Consider the following 17,787-nt stretch of genomic DNA (forward strand, 5'->3'; position numbering starts at 1 on the left):
ATTTGCACTCCTGTAAAGTACTATGCAACATCAAGGACAATCAATCAGCGCACAAAAGAGGTAAAAAGAAGGTGTTTAGGACACTTTTGGTAATTGCCGTTGGTTTTCTACCTTCCCTGTTCTCCTTATGGGTAATTCGTAAAACCCGTTTGCGGACACGCGCACGCATGAGGCAAGCAGCCATGAATTTCCCAGTGGTACAGGTACGGCACAGACCTGTTGAAAGCGATCGCTACTATCTGGAAGGGGTGGGTTATCTTATTGGTGACATCAGCTGTAAATTTAATGCTCGGTCTGGCTATATCCGTTGTGCTGTCAACCCCGATGGGCCGTGTAATGGCTGCCGTCACTATGAACCCAGAGAATTAGCTGGTAGCGAAAAGAAGGCTTAATCTTAAACCTTGCTTACTCAACGTTAAAAAAGGGGAGGCAAATCAATACCGTTTGGTCAAAGCTAAAATGTTTGCTTTTCCTCCTTTAATCCTTACCCTTTCCCAGAATAGTATTGGGAAGCAAATCTAAACGCGTTAAAATTATATTTGTAGGCTTCAACTTCTGGTAGTGTGCTGCCTAGCAAAAGCATTTTTATATATTTGGTTTTTAAAGTACACTCGTCTAGACTTACAAAATCCGTATTCCTGCAAACTAGCTTGAAAACCCATACTTCTCGGTTAAAGGGCAAAGGAGTACATGTTTGAATTTACCTTTTACCCTTTTCCCCTTACCCTTTCTCTAAATCAAAGGAAGGTTAAGAGTGCTTATCCTATAAGTATTGGCTTGAAAACAACAATTCCTTAAAGGAGTAAACAAATTATGTCTTTATCACTCAAGGCAAAGAAATATTGCAAATGGGTCTGGGATGAATCTTTTGAAGGCGAGTTTGATACTTGGGGTACTAGCACCTATTTTATGGAAATTGGTCAGAATTTACATGCAATCAGACAAATAGAGGTTTACGAAAACGGAAACGTATTATCTTATGATGGCAACCATTTCTCTGATAACTACGGCATGTTGTGTGACCAACGCATAGGTGAAGACGATATACAAGAGTTTGAAATTACCAAAATAGAATTTGAGCAAGTATGGAATACAAAAACTCCCATAAATAGATGAACGCTGTTGACTAAATTTAGGAAACATGCACAAAACTGAAGCAGATCAACATTGGAACTTTTGCAAAAGTTCAAAAGCTTTTTCTTAGTAGTAAGTCTAGGGAATAATCCCTTGACGGAATCCACTCTCACCTTTGCTAAACTCGCTATCCTAGACAAGGCTATTCAAAGCAACTGTATCGAATTGGTATTCTATCTAAAAAAATCAAATTTTAAGGCTTAAAAATTTCTGATGCATATTTGCTATTTTATAGCAATCTCCAATTCGCATAAATTTATATGAGATTTTGAGTCTTGAAAAATAGGAAGTTGAAGCTAAGATTTTAGTAAACTAACTAGGTACTGAAAAACCTTATTTCTTAAACAACAGCAGAAAAGTCAACCCAGCTAAACCTTCTGTCTGAATGCATTCACGCCAATTTTAAGAAAATTGCACCTTGTCAAGGAGGTATTGAAAACAGATGATATATCTATCTATAGGTATAGGCTTTCGGATAGTTTTGATCACTCTTAAGTCTTAATACTCAGAGGAAGCAAAATACTTGGCTGGATCTGTTACTTTATCTTAATTATCAGCAACACTGAAGATGAAACGGTAGTAAGAATTCGCTAGCGATCGCCTCTATTCGACAAATGTTTATTTTTGCATATCCCGGTGAAGGGTCAGGGAAGAATAGATCGCTATCTTAAGCATAGAAGAAGTGTTTAATACAAGACAAAAATTAAAGCTTTAGTGAAGTTAATATAATTTATTGATAATAAAAGAATAAAGCCTTGACAAACTGTCTCTAATTTTACAATATACTTGTAGCAGGTCATAAAACAGTGTTTAAACAATACTGACTTTGCAGTTTTCTTTTTCAAAGACTCCCTTTTACGGCTAGTCGGTTCATTTATCTGGTGTCACACTTGCCCCTGACCTCAGTCCCCCAAAGTCTGCGTTCTTTCAAGAGTGACATGGTATTGCTTTTAGATGATATGACTGTGATGTTTATTTAAAATAGAGGATTTGTTTCAAAAATTAACTTAATGCCATCTCAATAAACTTATGTCTATTCTCTAGATTCCCAAAATACTAGAGAGTAGAAACTAAGTTATGAATTAAACCGGGAGTCGCTCCCCTTGACTCCCAAAATGCCAAAGGGAGAATCCCAGCTTTAGTTTTGTATTAGATGACTACAGAGTTAACCTTTGTAGGCTAACTTACTGTGCATCTATATCTGAAATCTCGGACTATGAGGACTTCACGATTTAGATGCGACAGCTTCATACTTCTGCGTTTTTCCATTAACAAAACTGGTTACAATTATGACACTTACTCTTGCTGATAATCAAGCTGCAAGAAAGCAAGCTTTAGTAAGCTACAAAGCTTGTTTGAAGGACTTGACTATACTCCAGCCGCTACGTACAAAATTTCGGCTCAAAAATCTACCTGATTCCTTAATAACGAGGAATTTCTGAATTAGCCGCTTGCATTGGCGTGGTAAACCTTGTGACTCCTGATAGCTAATGCAAGCTAGCTAATCTGAATTCTGCAAATTCTCAATAACCTATGCACCTCCGAAATAGACAGATGCGAGTAGTGTTTGTTCTGCATTGATGATTTCTCTGGAGCAAAGGTGAGATGTTTGCATTCCTAAGCTAGTTGGGTGCAGAGAAAGCCGAGATCAGGATTTTTTATAGCGCGTCCTTGGAGGTGAGTGAGTGCTATCTGTATTTTCCAAACATCAGCTAAGTAAAGAAGTTGCCTCGTTTTTCGGTGAACAGCTTTCAGACAAAGACCTAGAAAATTGTTTGACGATGGTAGAAATCGTTGAACCACCATTAGCAAAACAGTTTTGGCAATTACAACAAGCCAGTCCGGGAATTTACGTAGTTTTGGCAGGTAAAGTCAGGCTCTTGGATTGTGCTGATAATCTGATCACCACTCTGACGATAGGGGCTTCTTTTGGTGAAGGAACGCTGTTTGCAGAGCAGGAGTGGCAAGCTTACACAGCTAGGGCTTCTAATGGGTTGAAGCTTTGCTATCTTCCAAGGGAAATGCTGCAAGCTTTAATGAATAAGTATCCTAGCCTTCGCGATCGCCTTTTTGACCGCGCTGAACTATGGGATTTATTGCTAACTTACTGTTGCAGTTCACCCCAACGTCCGACATCTGTACCAGGTATTTTGCAAGCATTATCTTTATTTGAGCGGCGTGATCTGGAAATTGGCTCACTACCGCCAGAATTTTACCAAGATTCTCAGTTGTGGCTGTTATATCGAGGCGAACTCTCAAATGCAGATGGGTGCAAGCTCATAACCGCCCAGATGCAAATATCTCAACAAAAAGGTTGGCAAGTCACACAACCCTCAGTTGTGTACATATTGAAAAGTTCGCATTGGCAAACAGCACTGCAAAATTGGTCAGAATTAGCATTATTTACCAACTCGGATGCAACTCCTACTACTCGCCAAGAAATCCGTCAGAGTCGGTTGCAACCATCAAAACTGAGTCAGCAGAGGAAAATTATTCCCTTTCCCACGCAGATTACACCACAACAACAGCCAAAAAAACCACGCCCTTACTTTCCCAGCCCAAAAGTGCAAATGGGGCATTGGTGGAAACGCCTCACCCGGCGCTATCCTTTCTATGCCCAACAAAGTGCATCAGACTGCGGCGCTGCTTGCCTAGTAATGATTGGGAGTTATTGGGGTAAACACTTTAGTATCAATCACCTGCGGGAAATGACCAACGTCAACCGCAGTGGTGCATCTTTACATGCCTTAGCAATGGCAGCCGAGAGCCTCGGTTTTGCTACCCGTCCAGTTAAAGCCAGTCTTGATAAATTAGCAGAACAACCTCTACCTGCGATCGCTCACTGGGAAGGTAAGCACTTCATCGTTGTCTATGAAATCACGAAAAAGCAAGTAATTGTAGGCGATCCCGGCATTGGACAACGTACCCTAACTATCAAGGAATTTAAAGCAGGTTGGAGTGATTATGCACTGTTACTGCAACCAACAATGCAACTTAAGGATACCAAAGACGAGAGTCCAAGCTTCTGGAAGTTTTTTGAGTTAGTCAAACCTCACTATGCAGTACTTTTAGAAGTCTTGATAGCTTCAGTGCTGATTCAAATATTTGGACTAGTAACGCCAGTATTTACCCAACTGCTGCTAGACCGAGTACTTGTGCAACGCAGCATTGCAACCTTAAATGCTGTTGCTTTAGGGATGATCATTTTTGGTTTGTTCCGCATCGCCATGAACGGAGTGCGGCAATATCTGCTGGATCACACAGCCAACCGAATTAGCGTTTCCCTACTGGTGGGTTTTATCAAACACACCTTCCGCTTGCCCCTTTCCTATTTTGAGTCGCGTTATGTCGGAGATATCGTCTCGCGCATCCAGGAAAATCAGAAGATTCAGCGCTTCCTAACCGGACAAACACTGTCCATCATGCTGGATATGCTGACATTGGTAATTTATCTGGGCATGATGTTCTGGTATAGCTGGCGCATGGCATTATTTGTGCTGTTTACTGTGCCGCCATTTTTCATCTTGGCGCTGGCTAGCACAAGTATTTTGCGCCGGATCTCCAGAGAGATTTTTAATGCCGGAGCTAAAGAAAATAGCTATCTCATCGAATCTCTGACCGGAATTCGTACTGTGCGCTCATTGGCTATTGAACAGACAGTACGCTGGCGTTGGGAAGAATTGCTGAATAATTTGGTCAAAACAGGTTTTAATGCTCAAGTGATTGGCAACCGCCTGCAAATTCTCAGTGGCGTTATAGAAGTCTTTGTGAACACAGCATTACTGTGGTTTGGAGCAACGCAAGTAATTCAAGGAGAACTCACTGTTGGACAATTAGTTGCTTTCAACATGTTGGTGGGGAACGTCTTGAGTCCTTTTCAACGGTTTTCACTGCTGTGGAATGAATTGCAGGAAATCATTATTTCCACCGAACGAATTAATGATGTCCTAGAGGCCGAACCAGAAGAAGACTTGCAAAATAAACCTCGCAAGTCCCTAGGTAGATTACGCGGTAACATTCGCTTTCAAAATGTCACCTTCCGCTATCACCCAGAAAGTGAGACTAATGTGCTGGAAAATATCAGCTTTGAAATCCAGCCTGAGCAAATGGTGGCGGTAGTAGGACGTAGTGGTTCTGGGAAAACAACCCTCAGCAAGTTAATTTTGGGTTTATATCCGCCAACAGACGGCAAAGTATTAATTGATGAGCAAGATGTCACAAGTATTTCGCTGCGATCGCTCCGCTCTCAAATAGGTGTTGTTGATCAAGACACTTTTTTGTTTGGTGGCACCATTCGAGAAAATATTGCGATCGCTCACCCTGAAGTGTCTTTAGAAGAAATTATCCAAGCAGCACAATTAGCAGGAGCAGATGAATTTATTCAGCAATTGCCAATGGGTTACGAATCCCAAATTGGTGAAGGCGGCGGAATGCTCTCTGGTGGGCAACGTCAGCGCCTAGCTATTGCCCGTGCTTTGCTCGGAGATCCCCGTTTGTTACTTTTTGATGAAGCCACCAGTCACTTAGATTCCGAATCAGAACGGATCATTCAAAACAATCTCAAAACAATTCTTAAAGGGCGCAGCAGTGTGATTATTGCTCATCGTCTTTCCACTGTCCGCAATGCTGATCTGATTTTAGTTTTAGACCACGGCGTATTAGTGGAAAGCGGTACTCACGACGAATTAATTACTAAAAAAGGTCATTACTACTATTTAAACCAACAACAACTAACTCAAGTCAGTTGAATCTGGTGCAGAGAAAGGAGGAATTTCTCATCCCCACTATATCCCTTGCTCTTTCTATATAGGAGCCTCAAATCCTCCATCTATCCTTTTGGGAAATAAAACTATGCCATACACATCTGGCAATTTCTCATCTGAACTTTCCAACGAGGAAACAGATGAGTATCAAAGTTCCACACAAATAGACGATCCTGAGATTAAACAGCAAACCACAGAAGCTAATCCTAATTGGTATTACGGTACTGAAGAACTACTAGATGCTCTACCTAGAGCTTGGACACGTGGTGTTTTGTATGTGCTGATCGGCTTTGCTGTGATCGTCTTACCTTGGGCTACGCTTTCAAAGGTGGATGAAACTGGAAGCGCTAGAGGACGTATAGAACCTCAAGGCGCAACACAAAAATTAGACGCTCAAGTCGGCGGAAGTGTTAAAGCTGTCAAGGTAAAAGAAGGAGAGACAGTAACAGCAGGACAAGTTCTGCTCGAACTGGAGTCTGATATCCTGCAAACCGAACTACAACAGGCGCAGACAAAGTTCTCTGGACTGCAAAATCAATGGGCGCAAATGGATGTACTCCAAAACCAACTACAGTTAACGCTTAGCGTCCAGGAGCAACAAAACCAATCTCAAACATTGGAAAAAATGTCCCAAGTGAACCAGGCAAAACAAAACCTGGATGCAAAACAGAGTAGCTATAACCTCCAAAAGTTAGAGAAACAGGCGTTAGTTAGTCAGGCGCAGCAGCAAATTAACACTACTCATGATGATCAGAAGTCGGCTCAAAGTCTTTTGAGTATAGATTCAAGACAAGTTGAACGCTTTAGCCAACTCGTAAAAAATGGTGCGGTTTCTGCAACTCAAGTTGATCAACTCAAAAAACAAGAACAAGAAAGCAAACGACTCTATCAAAAAACGCAATCTGACATCAAGCAGGCAGAATTGCGCTTCACTGAAGAGATAAATCGTTATCAAGCAACGATCAAGCAGTTGGAGTCTGATATTGAGCAAGCAAAACTCCGACTGCAAGAAGAACAAAGCAGCTATCAAAGCGTAGTACAAGCAGGAAAACTGGCTGTGCTCAAAAGTCAGGAACAATTAAAAGACTTGCAAACCAAAATTGCTGCATTGCAATCAGAAATGGCTCAGGCCAGAAGCCAGGTCATGTCCATAAAACTTCAAATGCAACAACGAATAGTGCGATCGCCTATTGATGGGGTGATTTTTGAGTTACCCACCAAAAAGGCGGGAGAGGTAGTACAACCTGGCCAGAGGATTGCCCAAATAGCGCCTAAAAATGTTGGCATTGTCCTCAGAGCTAATATGCCTAATCAGGATAGCGGTTTTTTGAAGGTAGGAATGCCAGTCAAAATCAAGTTTGATGCTTATCCTTTTCAAGAGTATGGCATTGTCCAAGGGAAACTTACTTGGATCTCTCCAGACTCTAAAGTTAGCCAAACATCCCCAGGAAACATCGAAACCTTTGAGTTAGAAATCGCCTTAGAGCAGCAACATGTTCAAAATGGCGATAAACGTATTCCATTAACTGCCGGTCAGACAGCAACCGCAGAAGTCATTATTCGCCAAAGACGGATGATTGACTTTGTTTTAGATCCATTTAAGAAACTGCAAAAAGGCGGCATAGAGATTTAGTCGAGCAAATAACAAAATTGTGGGAGGGATTGCATTATGGGCAAACTTCTGAAAATTTCTGATTCCGATATCATTCACAGTCTCAAACTCTCCTGTCAATTTCCTGGTGTTATAGAGGCGATCGCTACTCAAAAAATTATTACCGAAGCAGCCCAACATGCAGGTATTCAAGTTGATGAAGAAGAACTACAGCAGGAATGTGACCAACTGCGATTAGCCCAGAAACTTGTAAAAGCTAAAGACACCTGGATTTGGCTGAAAAAACATCATCTATCTTTCAAAGAGTTTGAAGAATTAATCTCCAACAAAGTTCTTTCGAGAAAGTTAGCGAATCATCTATTTTCGACGCAAATCGAAAAGTTCTTTTATGAACATCAACTAGATTACATTGCGGCTGTCACCTATGAAGTCATTTTTGATGATAGAGACTTGGCTTTAGAACTGTTTTACGCATTAGAGGAAGGTGAAATCAGCTTTCCAGAAATCGCTCGTTTATATATCCAAGAACCAGAGCTACGTCGTGCTTATGGATACCAAGGACTCCGACGCCGTAAAGATTTTCGCCCGGAGATTGCGGCGGCTGTATTTGCTGCTTCTGCTCCAGAAATTCTCAAGCCTATTCAGACTATCAAAGGAGTTCATCTGATTGGAGTTGATGAAATTATTCAACCCCAATTAGATGATATATTACGCCAAAAAATCATTGCAGAATTATTTGCTGCTTGGTTACAGCAACAAATTGAGTTTATGGAAGTAGATACTCCGCTAGACTCAGATGCCAATTTGCAAACAGTAGCTAATTGAATTTTAAATATCTTTTTAGCTGATAAGGCTTCTACGCTATTGCTAGAGGATATGATTTTTATTAAAACATGCTTTAAGCCTGATTAATATATGAAAAAAAACAAATATTTATCTTGTTAATTTTAATTTTGTTGAAAGCCATCAAGATTTTCAGCTAACAAAAATTGGCGTTCAAAAGCTTTGCCAAGCAACAAAAATTTAGTTGTTGCTTAGGATTTTTACGTAAACATTCCCCTGTTTTTAAAGTTATAAAAAACTGCAAAAGCTGAAGGAATGACATTAGTTATTTTTATTAAAAAATCTCGAAAAAACATTGACTTTTTTGATAAATAGACTATATTAAAGATGTAATCAGTAAGAAGTTGATTACAAAAAAATCCAAAGTTTTTCAGGAGAAACCTAATGATTATTTCTGATCTGAACATCTTAGAAGTTGCTGAAGAAACTGCTAATATCCAAGGTGGTATAGTTCCTCGCAACTACTTCCAAAACGATAATATTTCTGTTAATTTCAATTCCTTCAATAGCTTTCAAACCCGTACCCTAGATCCCCGTACCAACAACAACAGTGCTGCTGCTGGCGCTAAGGGTGATGCTCAAAACACCAGATTCGGCTTCATCCCTACCTACTCCTTTACTAAAGCTGATACGGTAGCTGTAACCGATTATCTAGGTGAGTCCTTCTCTGCTAGTACTTCTGCTGCTGTAATCAACCGAGCATTTTAGTAGCTTCAAGCTCTTGACATTATTGCAATATCAAAATTTAAAGGGAAATTGTTGAAGATTACTAATGTTGTTTCCTATTGAATTTTGGTAAGCAGTGTAAAGCTTGAATTTGAATTAACTGACTAAATTTAGTGGTCTATCTCATTAATTTTGATTAAGGTGAGCGCTTTAGCGCTGAAGCGCTTACCAAGAAATATTTTAAACCATCAAGATTGATGAAAAGACCACTAGTACAGGAACCGCTGAATGCTCAATAGCTAAGAGCTACCAGTGGTTTCCTAGTTTCTGAAGCACCAGTACTAGGTTTTTTGTTTGGAGTTGAAAAAACAGAACTGTATTTAATAACCCCTTAAATTAGTGTCAGGTAAAGAATTTGGAGATTAGAAACTTAAGTTATCTAAAATACGTTACTCAAAGCAGTGCTGTAGTAGGTGGTAATATCTATGCTCGCACTGACACTATAACAAAAACCGGATTTGGATATGCCGTAGCTGATGCACTAGCACTTGCTGAAGGTCAGTTTACTACCACTGATGCTCGAACTCTGACGAGAGTTAGATATTACGGTAACTTTACCGTAAGTACGGCTGATGCAAGAGCTAGGGCTAGTGCAATCACTGGAAGCAAAATTGCTCGATCTTCGAGTTTTAGTACTTCTACTTCGCTTACTTTCACGAGTTCCAATAATTAGATAATATCGCTAGGGACATGAGGCGTGTTATGAATAAATTAGAGATATCAAATCTGAGTTTTTGTGAGTTAGCAGCAGATAAAGTTGCTGAAGTTAAAGGTGGATTGACTGCTGCTGAAAATTTGGCATACGCGTATTCACGCTGGTTATTAACGGGCTTTTTTAATCCTGTGTCTGTTCAATATACCACTGAAGAATTTTATTCTAGTTCAGAATATACTGTTGAAAAATTAGAGACTGAAACCACTGGTAAATCGGGATACGTAGTGTCAAGCAGAGACGGCACATCTCAAGCTGGTGTAGTAGTTGGTCGAAACTCTAGAAAAGCTTTCGCATCGTCTGTCTACTATGCTTAAAAAGCTTGAATTTATTCGTAGAGTTTCCTTTGTAGCTCTGCATTCTCCATTCCTTAATTTATCACAAATTACCTTTGCTTAAAAAAGTTAAATACAGGCTAGATTGTCAGTCTCGTACAACCAGATTTCTTCATTTAAGGCAATAAATTCTTGGTTTACAAGTGCCGAAATGATAAGTATTAGTTGAAAATCATTATACTAGACTGACTCTCTAACAATTTTTCTTAAAGCTATACCCAATTATTGCTGAATTATCACAGCCTTTTGAAAGTGATTCGCCGTCAAGTCATCATCAAACAAATAAGATCACCCGATGGCAAGATGATTGCAGAAGCAAAAAGCATAGCTATAGATTCTGGTGATGATCAAAGTGAGATTAGCCAAAGTATTTCAGTCAGTATTTCATCTAATAACAGTTCTAGCAGTTACACAAAGTCTAGTTATTCTTCTGCTAATTAGCAGAGAATTAAGAGAAGTCGGGAACCTGATTATTCATGAATGATTGAGGATTGGTATATAGCGATCGCAGATATTCTATTCTTTTAAAGAACAAGCATTATTTACTTTGCGCCGACGTTTTAACGCAATGCCAATTACACCACTAGAAATAAGTAAAGCTACGTTATCTGATGGTTCAGGTGCTTTAACTGCAACTTGATTCCTCTTAACTTCTACTAAAGCTACATTGGTTGTGTTTGCAAAAGTACGTTGCAAGGAACCCTGAACAAGAACTGTTGCAAATTCTTCCTTGTCTCCAAAACTAGACTCAACTTTTTGATTACCTATGGTAATCTTTTCGCTATTATTAATTTCTAATAAATCGTTATCACCTTCTGTAAATAACTTTCCTGTAATGTTAAAAGAGTCTAAAACTTTATTATTATCAATGTCGAACAATACCCAAGACATATCTCCAATCGCTCTTGCATTTTCTTCTGGTGCAGTATCGATAGATGTTTGTAAAGTTAAAAAAGCTGTAAAGTCAAAAAAGAAAGATTTATCTGCTTTTACAGAGAAGCTGCCGACCAGGCTAGCCTGACTTTCTGCAAATCCTGAATAATCAGTGTTCACCCCCTCAGCTAAACTGAAAGATGAATTAAACGCTTCTGGTGGAGAAACTTTAAAGCTTGCTTGAGCATCAGCAATAGTTGCAACATCTCCACCTTGAAAAATGGCTTCGGCATTGGTATCAGTTAATGTCAAAGTACTCAAAGGGCTTTGACTAAAGTTCGTAAATGATAATTCTGCTTTAGATAATGCCAAAGTAGCAGCCTGAGTGGGTGAAGCTGCAACCACAGAGCTAGTTAGCAATGGAGTAACAACTAATAAAAATCGCTTGACAAATTGCAGATATTGCTTCATATAACTCTCTTATTTTATAAATAATATGTAAGCTGAGTATGATGTTAATAAGGACAAGCCAAATTATTATAATATACGTAATCACCTAATTTATAACAAATGAAAGGGATGCAAAAAGTTGCAAATCATTGACCGGGAAGGATATATTAATCAGTCAGTGGGCATAATTAAACAAAAGATGTTTTGTAGCTTTTAATTAGTGTTTATAGGCTTAAAACCAAATATTAAATTTCGTTTATTAATGCCTACCTATTTACAACTTTTACAACAAAAATAGAAAAATTGATTACTATTAACAGCTAATTAGCATTCAAGTTGCATGGTAGGAGTTAGTAAAACTATACAATTTGGCTCCTGACTTCTTAACTCGACTTTATCCATTTTCTCTGAACGCGATGCCTGCGGCAAGCCGCTAAAATGCGTCTATGACTAACGCTGAAACGTTTGTAGGACTGTCGTTTTACTTTTTCGATTTCACCGAGAATCAGTGACATGGAAAAAGTTTTTGCCAAAAAGTTAGGGTTCTTAATTTTGGATAAATCGGTCAAAAGGGAAAGGGAATTCTATTTAAATTCACTCCTTCCCTTTTCCTCTTAACCTTTGCTCAGTCCATGTCAGAGGTGAAGAATGTCTCTACCTGTTGTGTATGTCAGTTGTAAGTTAATGAGCGCATTCAAGTTGCATAGAACCAGGGCTAAAGCCCTTACTACAAACGAATCATCCTGGAAAAATGAATGACGATTAGCTTAAAAACAAACAACTGACCGATGACTAATTAAATGAACCCAATGCGGTCAAGGGGCCAAAAGCGAAATGTTGCTCGACCAATGATATTTTTACTAGGTAAAAAGCCCCAGTAGCGAGAGTCATTACTATCATTGCGGTTATCACCCATGACAAAAAATTCGTCTTCAGGGACTTTCACGGCTGAGAAAGGTCGATTTGGTGGTTCAGCAATGTAGTCTTCTGATAAGGGTTGAGCGTTGAGATAAACTTTGCCAGAAGCAACACCAATCACCTCTCCAGGCTTACCAATAACCCGCTTGATGAAGGCTTGGTCTTTGGGATATCCTCGACGTTGTAGTTCTGCGGGTGGCTGAAAAACAATAATATCGCCAGTTATAGGAGGGTGAAAACGGTAGGAAATTTTTTCTACCACTAGGCGATCGCCTGTGTGTAAGGTAGGTAACATTGAGTCAGAGGGTATATAACGAGGTTCGGCGATAAAAGTTCGGATCAGGAGTGCCAAACATAAGGCGATCGCAACCAGAGTCAGATTTTCCTGCCAACTACGCCATGCTTTCGATGACGCAGTATTTTCTTTTACATCACTTTCGTGAGGAGTCATAGAGGTTTTTAGCCAATTCAAAAAGTGGGACAAATACCTTGATTATTTTGACGTTAAAGGTATAATTATAACCAAGTTGGGTTTTGCATCAACCCATATAAATATTAGTAATACACTTATCGCATCTACTAAAATTAAGCAAAACTATTGTGAATAAACTTCCTAATCTTTATTGCTGCAATTATAAAGCAAGGTTCTAGCTGATTCTTAGTTTTGCCTCCTCTTCTTGAAAAAGCTACTCACCGACTAGTAAAGCTATATAGCCAGTCAGGTTTTTCTGGTAGTGAAAATGGGCTATTGAATGGCTAAATAAAAACAAAAACGGTTTATTAAAAATACTCGACTACCGCAGCAATAGCTGTAGCTATTTCTTCCATAATTTCAGTTGAACATTCTCCAATTTTACGGATGAATCTTTGCACATTCATACCGCGCAATTGTAAAACATCTACAACAGAAGCCTTTGTTAAACTATTCTTAGTATCTGGTTCAATTTTGATATGCCAGATATTGCCAGCGTAATATTCTTTCCAGTCTGTAATTGGTGCAACTAATTTAATGGGTAATTTACCAACACCATCAGATAGTGAGGTTGACATCTGAATAAATCAAGTACCGGAATATAGCCAATGGATACGGATAGAGTCATCTTTAGCACCCAGTGGATTGCTGTTAGGGAATCTTCTAAGGGATTTCAATATTTGGAACGAAATGGTAAGGATTCAGTGCGGCTTAAAAGTATGCTTTATGCTTTGCACGCTCTTGCTCCTTAGTTCATGGTGTGTACTAATTATAAGTTGGTTTTATAGAGCGAACCAATACAAAGTAAGATAAGTATTTGTTGAGTTTTACTTAATTTCATTTCTCTCACACCTCTCTAGGAACTTAGACGAATCCCGCAGCTAAAAGCCTACCTTCAATTGGTTCATACTCATCTTCTAGTAACCATAACTTGGCTGCATTATAGTCATTACTAGAAAATACAATTTTATAACCCAGCGCTGGGTCATAAATTTTACAGTTTTGCTCACTGTCACAAAGCAATAAAAGAATGTACGGAGGGGATAACATTGCATCTATCCATACTTCTGTAAATTCCCAGTTATTCTTCACTGGGTCTTGTGCGGGGGATGATGTGGTATTGGTCATCTGCATTAATTTTTATTTCCCCATAGTAAAGTAGAATACGGCTACCATTTGGACTGATTCTATAACCTATTGGTTCATTAAAAAACATCCCGTAACGGTCATATCCTCGAATCATTCCTGTGAACTGCCCCATTTTCTATTATGGCTTGAATAACTCTATTCATTGTAGGTTCATCGTTAAATACATGAGCGGCAAGTCCTCGTTTGAGAAGTCTTTGACTTTGAGGTGTACCTGCTTGTGTGCTTGGCAATTTGTCTAACGTCAAGGGTAATTTGACGACTAATTCCACTCATGATTAAGGGTTAAGTGTTTTGTATTTCCAGGATTTACACTGAAAACAGCTAAATTCCATAATTACGATAAAAACAAAAATTTATATAAGTTAGTCTAAGTACTAAACTCAACGCTACGAATGTAATTTGTTGGATTTCTTTATTGTTCAGCCCAACATACCACTTATTTAGTTATTTTCACCCAATACTTTGAGACCATTTGCCTGTAAAATTACCTAAAGGTGAGTCTGAATCAGTTGTAAGCAATGATTCCTTAGACAAGCCACTTCAATCACTTGCGGGAATAGGTATTGATTTCCGTTGTTGATCCTGCGACGGTGTATTTCACGGTCAGCTTTACGAGCTTTTTAGCCTTCTAAATTGCTGCTTGCTCCTTATCCGAATAGGCTAGAATACTAAATTAAGAGCTTTAAAGACTCATGGCAGTAAATCTGATTTAGATTCACAACTAAATCAATTGGGACATTATGCAAAGAAATTATACGATTCAAACGAAAATTTTGAGACTATCCAAAAAGTAATATCTTGGTTTGTAGAAGAGATATCCAAAAGAGTTTGTAAAATATCTAACAATTAATTTAAATAATTTTTCGCCTTAGAGAGTCAAAAAAACGGTAGGGCAATAAATACTCTACCGTTTCTAATTTTCTATTTGAGACTTAAATCCCAAACCCTAAATCTTACTCAACCACTTGGGGTAACAATTCCCGGCGCTGTTGAGAACTTACCTGAACCTTGCCAGTGTCATCAACATCAACGAGCGCTGTATCGCCATCCTTGATCCGACCAGACAGAATTTCTTCTGCCAGGCTATCTTCTAACAAGCGCATAATCGCTCGACGCAAAGGCCTTGCACCGTAACTGGGGCTGTAACCTTCATCGATTAAACGGTCTTTGAAGCGATCGGTGACTTCTAGGGTGATACCCTTTTCGGTCAGACGACCAAACACTTCTTTGAGCATAATCTCGGCGATTTGGGTCACTTCAGGCTTGCTCAACTGACGGAAGACGATAATTTCATCAAGTCGGTTGAGGAATTCTGGACGGAAGTACTGCTTGAGTTCTTCGTTCACCAAAGAGCGAATCCGGTTGTAAGTTGACTCGCTGGCATCTTCGGAGAATTCAAAGCCGATACCGCTACCGCCTTTTTCAATTACCTTAGAACCAATATTGGAAGTTAAAATCAGCAAGGTGTTCTTGAAGTCCACCGTGCGTCCCTTGGCATCGGTTAACCGACCGTCTTCCAAAATTTGCAGCAACATGTTAAACACATCGGGGTGCGCTTTCTCGATTTCGTCGAATAGCACCACAGTGTAAGGACGCCGCCGCACGGCTTCGGTTAGCTGACCGCCTTCGTTATAACCAACATAACCAGGAGGTGAACCGATCAGCTTGCTGACGGTGTGACGCTCCATGTATTCCGACATATCCAAGCGGATCATCGCTTCTTCGGAACCGAAGAAGTAAGACGCCAATGATTTCGCCAACTCGGTTTTACCTACACCAGTAGGCCCAGAGAAGACAAAGCTAGCAATGGGTCGGTTGGGATTTTTTAAGCCGACACGAGCGCGACGAATTGCCCGTGAAACTGCCCTCACAGCTTCGTCTTGACCAATGAGACGCTGATGCAGGGTGTCTTCCATGTGCAGCAGCTTTTCAGATTCAGATTCGGTGAGCTTGTTCACCGGAACCCCAGTCCAAGAAGCGACAATGTGGGCAATGTCTTCTTCTGTAACTACGGGTTCTTCGCTCTCTGTGCCGGCTGCATTGGTTTTGCTTTGAGCGATCGCCCGAATTTCGGCTTTGATTTCCATTTCGCGATCGCGCAGTTCCCCAGCTCGGTCAAAGTCTTGAGAGCGGACTGCATCGTCTTTTTCTTTTAAGATCTGACGCAGTTCTTTGTCTAACTCTTTGGCTGCGGGTGGCAGCTGGGAGTTAATCAAGCGCACCCTAGAACCAGCTTCATCAATCAAGTCGATTGCTTTATCCGGGAGGTAGCGATCGCTGATGTAACGGTCAGACAACTTAGCCGCCGCCACCAATGCTTCATCGGAGATTTTCAGTTTGTGGTGTTGCTCATAGCGCTCGCGCAGACCATACAAAATTTCAATTGTTTCGTCTACAGTGGGTTCACCGACCATTACTGGTTGGAAACGACGCTCAAGAGCTGCATCTCGCTCGATGTGTTTGCGATATTCATCTAGCGTTGTCGCGCCGATGCACTGCAACTCACCTCTTGCCAAAGCTGGCTTGAGGATATTCGCCGCATCAATAGCACCTTCTGCCGCGCCTGCACCAATCAAGGTGTGAACCTCGTCAATTACAAGAATGACATTACCCGCAGAGCGGATTTCATCCATGATTTTTTTCAGACGTTCTTCAAATTCACCTCGATATTTGGTTCCTGCTACAAGCAAGCCGATATCTAGCGTCACCACACGCTTATCTTCCAGGATGTCAGGGACATCTTTGTTGGCAATACGTGATGCTAAACCTTCAGCGATCGCGGTTTTACCAACCCCTGGTTCCCCAATTAGCACTGGGTTATTTTTCGTCCGGCGACCCAATATCTGAATCACGCGCTCAATTTCTTTGGCGCGTCCCACCACTGGATCGAGCTTATTGTCTGTTGCCATTTGGGTGAGGTTCGAGCCAAATTCATCCAAAGTCGGGGTTTTTGTGCGACCGGATGAACCGCCTGGTGAAACTTCAGCAGTTTCTCCCAACATGCGGATTACTTGGGTTCTTACCTTAGATAGATCCACACCGAGGTTTTCTAGCACCCTGGCTGCTACACCTTCCCCTTCTCGGATTAGGCCCAACAGCAGATGCTCGGTGCCAATGTAGTTATGCCCCAATTGGCGTGCTTCTTCCAAGGATAGTTCTAAAACTCTCTTTGCCCGTGGCGTAAACGGAATTTCCACGGCAACAAAGCCTGAGCCTCGTCCTATAATTTTTTCAACTTCAATTCGAGCATCTTTTAGATTGACACCCATTGATTTCAGCACCTTGGCGGCCACACCTGTGCCTTCACCAATCAGACCCAGGAGGATCTGCTCGGTGCCGACAAAATTGTGACCTAAACGGCGGGCCTCTTCTTGGGCCAGCATGATTACCTTAATGGCTTTTTCTGTGAAGCGTTCAAACATGGCATTTTTCCCATCACCTGCGTCGTGCCGGTACGCTGATTTTAGCACAGGCTAAGCTTTTGGACGCCTGTATAAAGATTATAGACATCCAAAAGCTTCTCACTCAGGTTAATGCGGTAATTGCTAACTATTAATTACTCTTATATAGCTAGTGTACTGAGGAGCTTGATTTTACCAGCGTTTTAGCATTGATTGCAAACAACTGACTGCTGTATTGAGTGTTTGTTCAGCCCATCCCAAACGTTAACAGTTACCAAATATATTTCCTAATGTCAATCTTAGGCTCAGCTAAATAAAATTTGTTTATAGGAATAAAAAAAATAGATAAATTATTTAAATTAAAATAGATGTGTCAAGATGGCTGTTTTTTGCTGAAGG

General features: G+C 40.3%; 16 protein-coding genes. 9 read left to right on the forward strand and 7 right to left on the reverse strand.

All coding sequences use genetic code 11. The annotated features are described in order from the left end of the window. Window positions 1-71: 71 nt before the first annotated feature. From HCR01_RS21240 to HCR01_RS21275, 8 genes are all read left to right on the forward strand, one after another. Window positions 72-392, forward strand: coding sequence for a DUF6464 family protein (locus tag HCR01_RS21240; RefSeq protein ID WP_193198059.1), 321 nt, complete (start codon window positions 72-74; stop codon window positions 390-392). Between the two features lie 421 nt (window positions 393-813). Next, complete coding sequence (locus HCR01_RS21245) at window positions 814-1,116, forward strand: hypothetical protein (RefSeq protein WP_193198060.1); 303 nt, start codon at window positions 814-816, stop codon at window positions 1,114-1,116. A 1,703-nt stretch (window positions 1,117-2,819) separates the two neighbouring features. Then, on the forward strand, window positions 2,820-5,882 hold the full coding sequence (locus HCR01_RS21250; protein WP_193198061.1) for a peptidase domain-containing ABC transporter: 3,063 nt from the start codon (window positions 2,820-2,822) through the stop codon (window positions 5,880-5,882). Between the two features lie 103 nt (window positions 5,883-5,985). Continuing rightward, window positions 5,986-7,530: an HlyD family efflux transporter periplasmic adaptor subunit gene (locus tag HCR01_RS21255; protein WP_193198062.1), complete on the forward strand. Its 1,545-nt coding sequence runs from the start codon at window positions 5,986-5,988 to the stop codon at window positions 7,528-7,530. A gap of 36 nt (window positions 7,531-7,566) precedes the next feature. Continuing rightward, window positions 7,567-8,334, forward strand: a complete 768-nt coding sequence (locus HCR01_RS21260) for a peptidylprolyl isomerase (RefSeq protein ID WP_193198063.1) — start codon at window positions 7,567-7,569, stop codon at window positions 8,332-8,334. 402 nt (window positions 8,335-8,736) lie between these two features. Continuing rightward, entirely contained in the window at window positions 8,737-9,060 is a 324-nt protein-coding gene (locus HCR01_RS21265; RefSeq protein WP_193198064.1) for a hypothetical protein, read from the forward strand. 373 nt (window positions 9,061-9,433) lie between these two features. Further along, a complete protein-coding gene (locus HCR01_RS21270; protein ID WP_193198065.1) occupies window positions 9,434-9,751 on the forward strand; it encodes a TonB-dependent receptor in 318 nt (105 codons plus the stop codon). 29 nt (window positions 9,752-9,780) lie between these two features. Next, entirely contained in the window at window positions 9,781-10,107 is a 327-nt protein-coding gene (locus tag HCR01_RS21275) for a hypothetical protein (RefSeq protein WP_193198066.1), read from the forward strand. A gap of 534 nt (window positions 10,108-10,641) precedes the next feature. Here HCR01_RS21275 and HCR01_RS21280 read toward each other — a convergent pair. From HCR01_RS21280 to HCR01_RS21290, 3 genes are all read right to left on the reverse strand, one after another. Beyond that, entirely contained in the window at window positions 10,642-11,469 is an 828-nt protein-coding gene (locus HCR01_RS21280) for a hypothetical protein (RefSeq protein WP_193198067.1), read from the reverse strand. A gap of 775 nt (window positions 11,470-12,244) precedes the next feature. Next, window positions 12,245-12,817, reverse strand: coding sequence for a signal peptidase I (lepB, locus tag HCR01_RS21285; protein WP_193198068.1), 573 nt, complete (start codon window positions 12,815-12,817; stop codon window positions 12,245-12,247). 329 nt (window positions 12,818-13,146) lie between these two features. After that, complete coding sequence (locus HCR01_RS21290; protein ID WP_193198069.1) at window positions 13,147-13,416, reverse strand: type II toxin-antitoxin system PemK/MazF family toxin; 270 nt, start codon at window positions 13,414-13,416, stop codon at window positions 13,147-13,149. A gap of 30 nt (window positions 13,417-13,446) precedes the next feature. Here HCR01_RS21290 and HCR01_RS21295 point away from each other — a divergent pair, with 30 nt between their 5' ends. Beyond that, window positions 13,447-13,590 (forward strand): hypothetical protein, encoded by a 144-nt coding sequence (locus HCR01_RS21295; RefSeq protein ID WP_193198070.1) that lies wholly within the window; start codon window positions 13,447-13,449, stop codon window positions 13,588-13,590. A 112-nt stretch (window positions 13,591-13,702) separates the two neighbouring features. Here the strand turns inward: HCR01_RS21295 and HCR01_RS21300 are convergent, their stop codons facing one another. The 4 genes from HCR01_RS21300 to HCR01_RS21310 all read right to left on the reverse strand — a co-directional run bounded on the left by HCR01_RS21300 (window position 13,703) and on the right by HCR01_RS21310 (window position 17,409). Beyond that, entirely contained in the window at window positions 13,703-13,972 is a 270-nt protein-coding gene (locus HCR01_RS21300; protein ID WP_193198071.1) for a hypothetical protein, read from the reverse strand. Beyond that, complete coding sequence (locus HCR01_RS38940) at window positions 13,920-14,099, reverse strand: DUF6972 family protein (protein ID WP_226889517.1); 180 nt, start codon at window positions 14,097-14,099, stop codon at window positions 13,920-13,922. Before HCR01_RS38940 ends, HCR01_RS21300 begins: the two co-directional genes overlap by 53 nt. Then, window positions 14,065-14,256 carry a DUF6972 family protein gene (locus HCR01_RS40830; protein WP_413773959.1) on the reverse strand — a complete coding sequence of 64 codons (192 nt, stop codon included), beginning with the start codon at window positions 14,254-14,256 and terminating at the stop codon, window positions 14,065-14,067. Before HCR01_RS40830 ends, HCR01_RS38940 begins: the two co-directional genes overlap by 35 nt. Before the next feature lie 684 nt (window positions 14,257-14,940). Further along, on the reverse strand, window positions 14,941-17,409 hold the full coding sequence (locus tag HCR01_RS21310; protein WP_193198160.1) for an ATP-dependent Clp protease ATP-binding subunit: 2,469 nt from the start codon (window positions 17,407-17,409) through the stop codon (window positions 14,941-14,943). Window positions 17,410-17,787 lie beyond the last annotated feature (378 nt).

Origin of the sequence: Nostoc sp. MG11 (genome assembly GCF_014904695.1) — a bacterium.
Lineage (GTDB): Bacteria > Cyanobacteriota > Cyanobacteriia > Cyanobacteriales > Nostocaceae > Komarekiella.

What these genes read in the sequence shown, in the direction of transcription:
- HCR01_RS21245 (WP_193198060.1), top strand. Translation starts at nt 814, where the DNA reads ATGTCTTTATCACTCAAGGCAAAGAAATATTGCAAATGGGTCTGGGAT.
- HCR01_RS21255 (WP_193198062.1), top strand. Translation starts at nt 5,986, where the DNA reads ATGCCATACACATCTGGCAATTTCTCATCTGAACTTTCCAACGAGGAA.
- HCR01_RS21260 (WP_193198063.1), top strand. Translation starts at nt 7,567, where the DNA reads ATGGGCAAACTTCTGAAAATTTCTGATTCCGATATCATTCACAGTCTC.
- HCR01_RS21265 (WP_193198064.1), top strand. Translation starts at nt 8,737, where the DNA reads ATGATTATTTCTGATCTGAACATCTTAGAAGTTGCTGAAGAAACTGCT.
- HCR01_RS21275 (WP_193198066.1), top strand. Translation starts at nt 9,781, where the DNA reads ATGAATAAATTAGAGATATCAAATCTGAGTTTTTGTGAGTTAGCAGCA.
- HCR01_RS21280 (WP_193198067.1), bottom strand. Translation starts at nt 11,469, where the DNA reads ATGAAGCAATATCTGCAATTTGTCAAGCGATTTTTATTAGTTGTTACT.
- lepB (WP_193198068.1), bottom strand. Translation starts at nt 12,817, where the DNA reads ATGACTCCTCACGAAAGTGATGTAAAAGAAAATACTGCGTCATCGAAA.
- HCR01_RS21290 (WP_193198069.1), bottom strand. Translation starts at nt 13,416, where the DNA reads ATGTCAACCTCACTATCTGATGGTGTTGGTAAATTACCCATTAAATTA.
- HCR01_RS21295 (WP_193198070.1), top strand. Translation starts at nt 13,447, where the DNA reads ATGGATACGGATAGAGTCATCTTTAGCACCCAGTGGATTGCTGTTAGG.
- HCR01_RS21300 (WP_193198071.1), bottom strand. Translation starts at nt 13,972, where the DNA reads ATGCAGATGACCAATACCACATCATCCCCCGCACAAGACCCAGTGAAG.
- HCR01_RS38940 (WP_226889517.1), bottom strand. Translation starts at nt 14,099, where the DNA reads ATGGGGCAGTTCACAGGAATGATTCGAGGATATGACCGTTACGGGATG.
- HCR01_RS21310 (WP_193198160.1), bottom strand. Translation starts at nt 17,409, where the DNA reads ATGTTTGAACGCTTCACAGAAAAAGCCATTAAGGTAATCATGCTGGCC.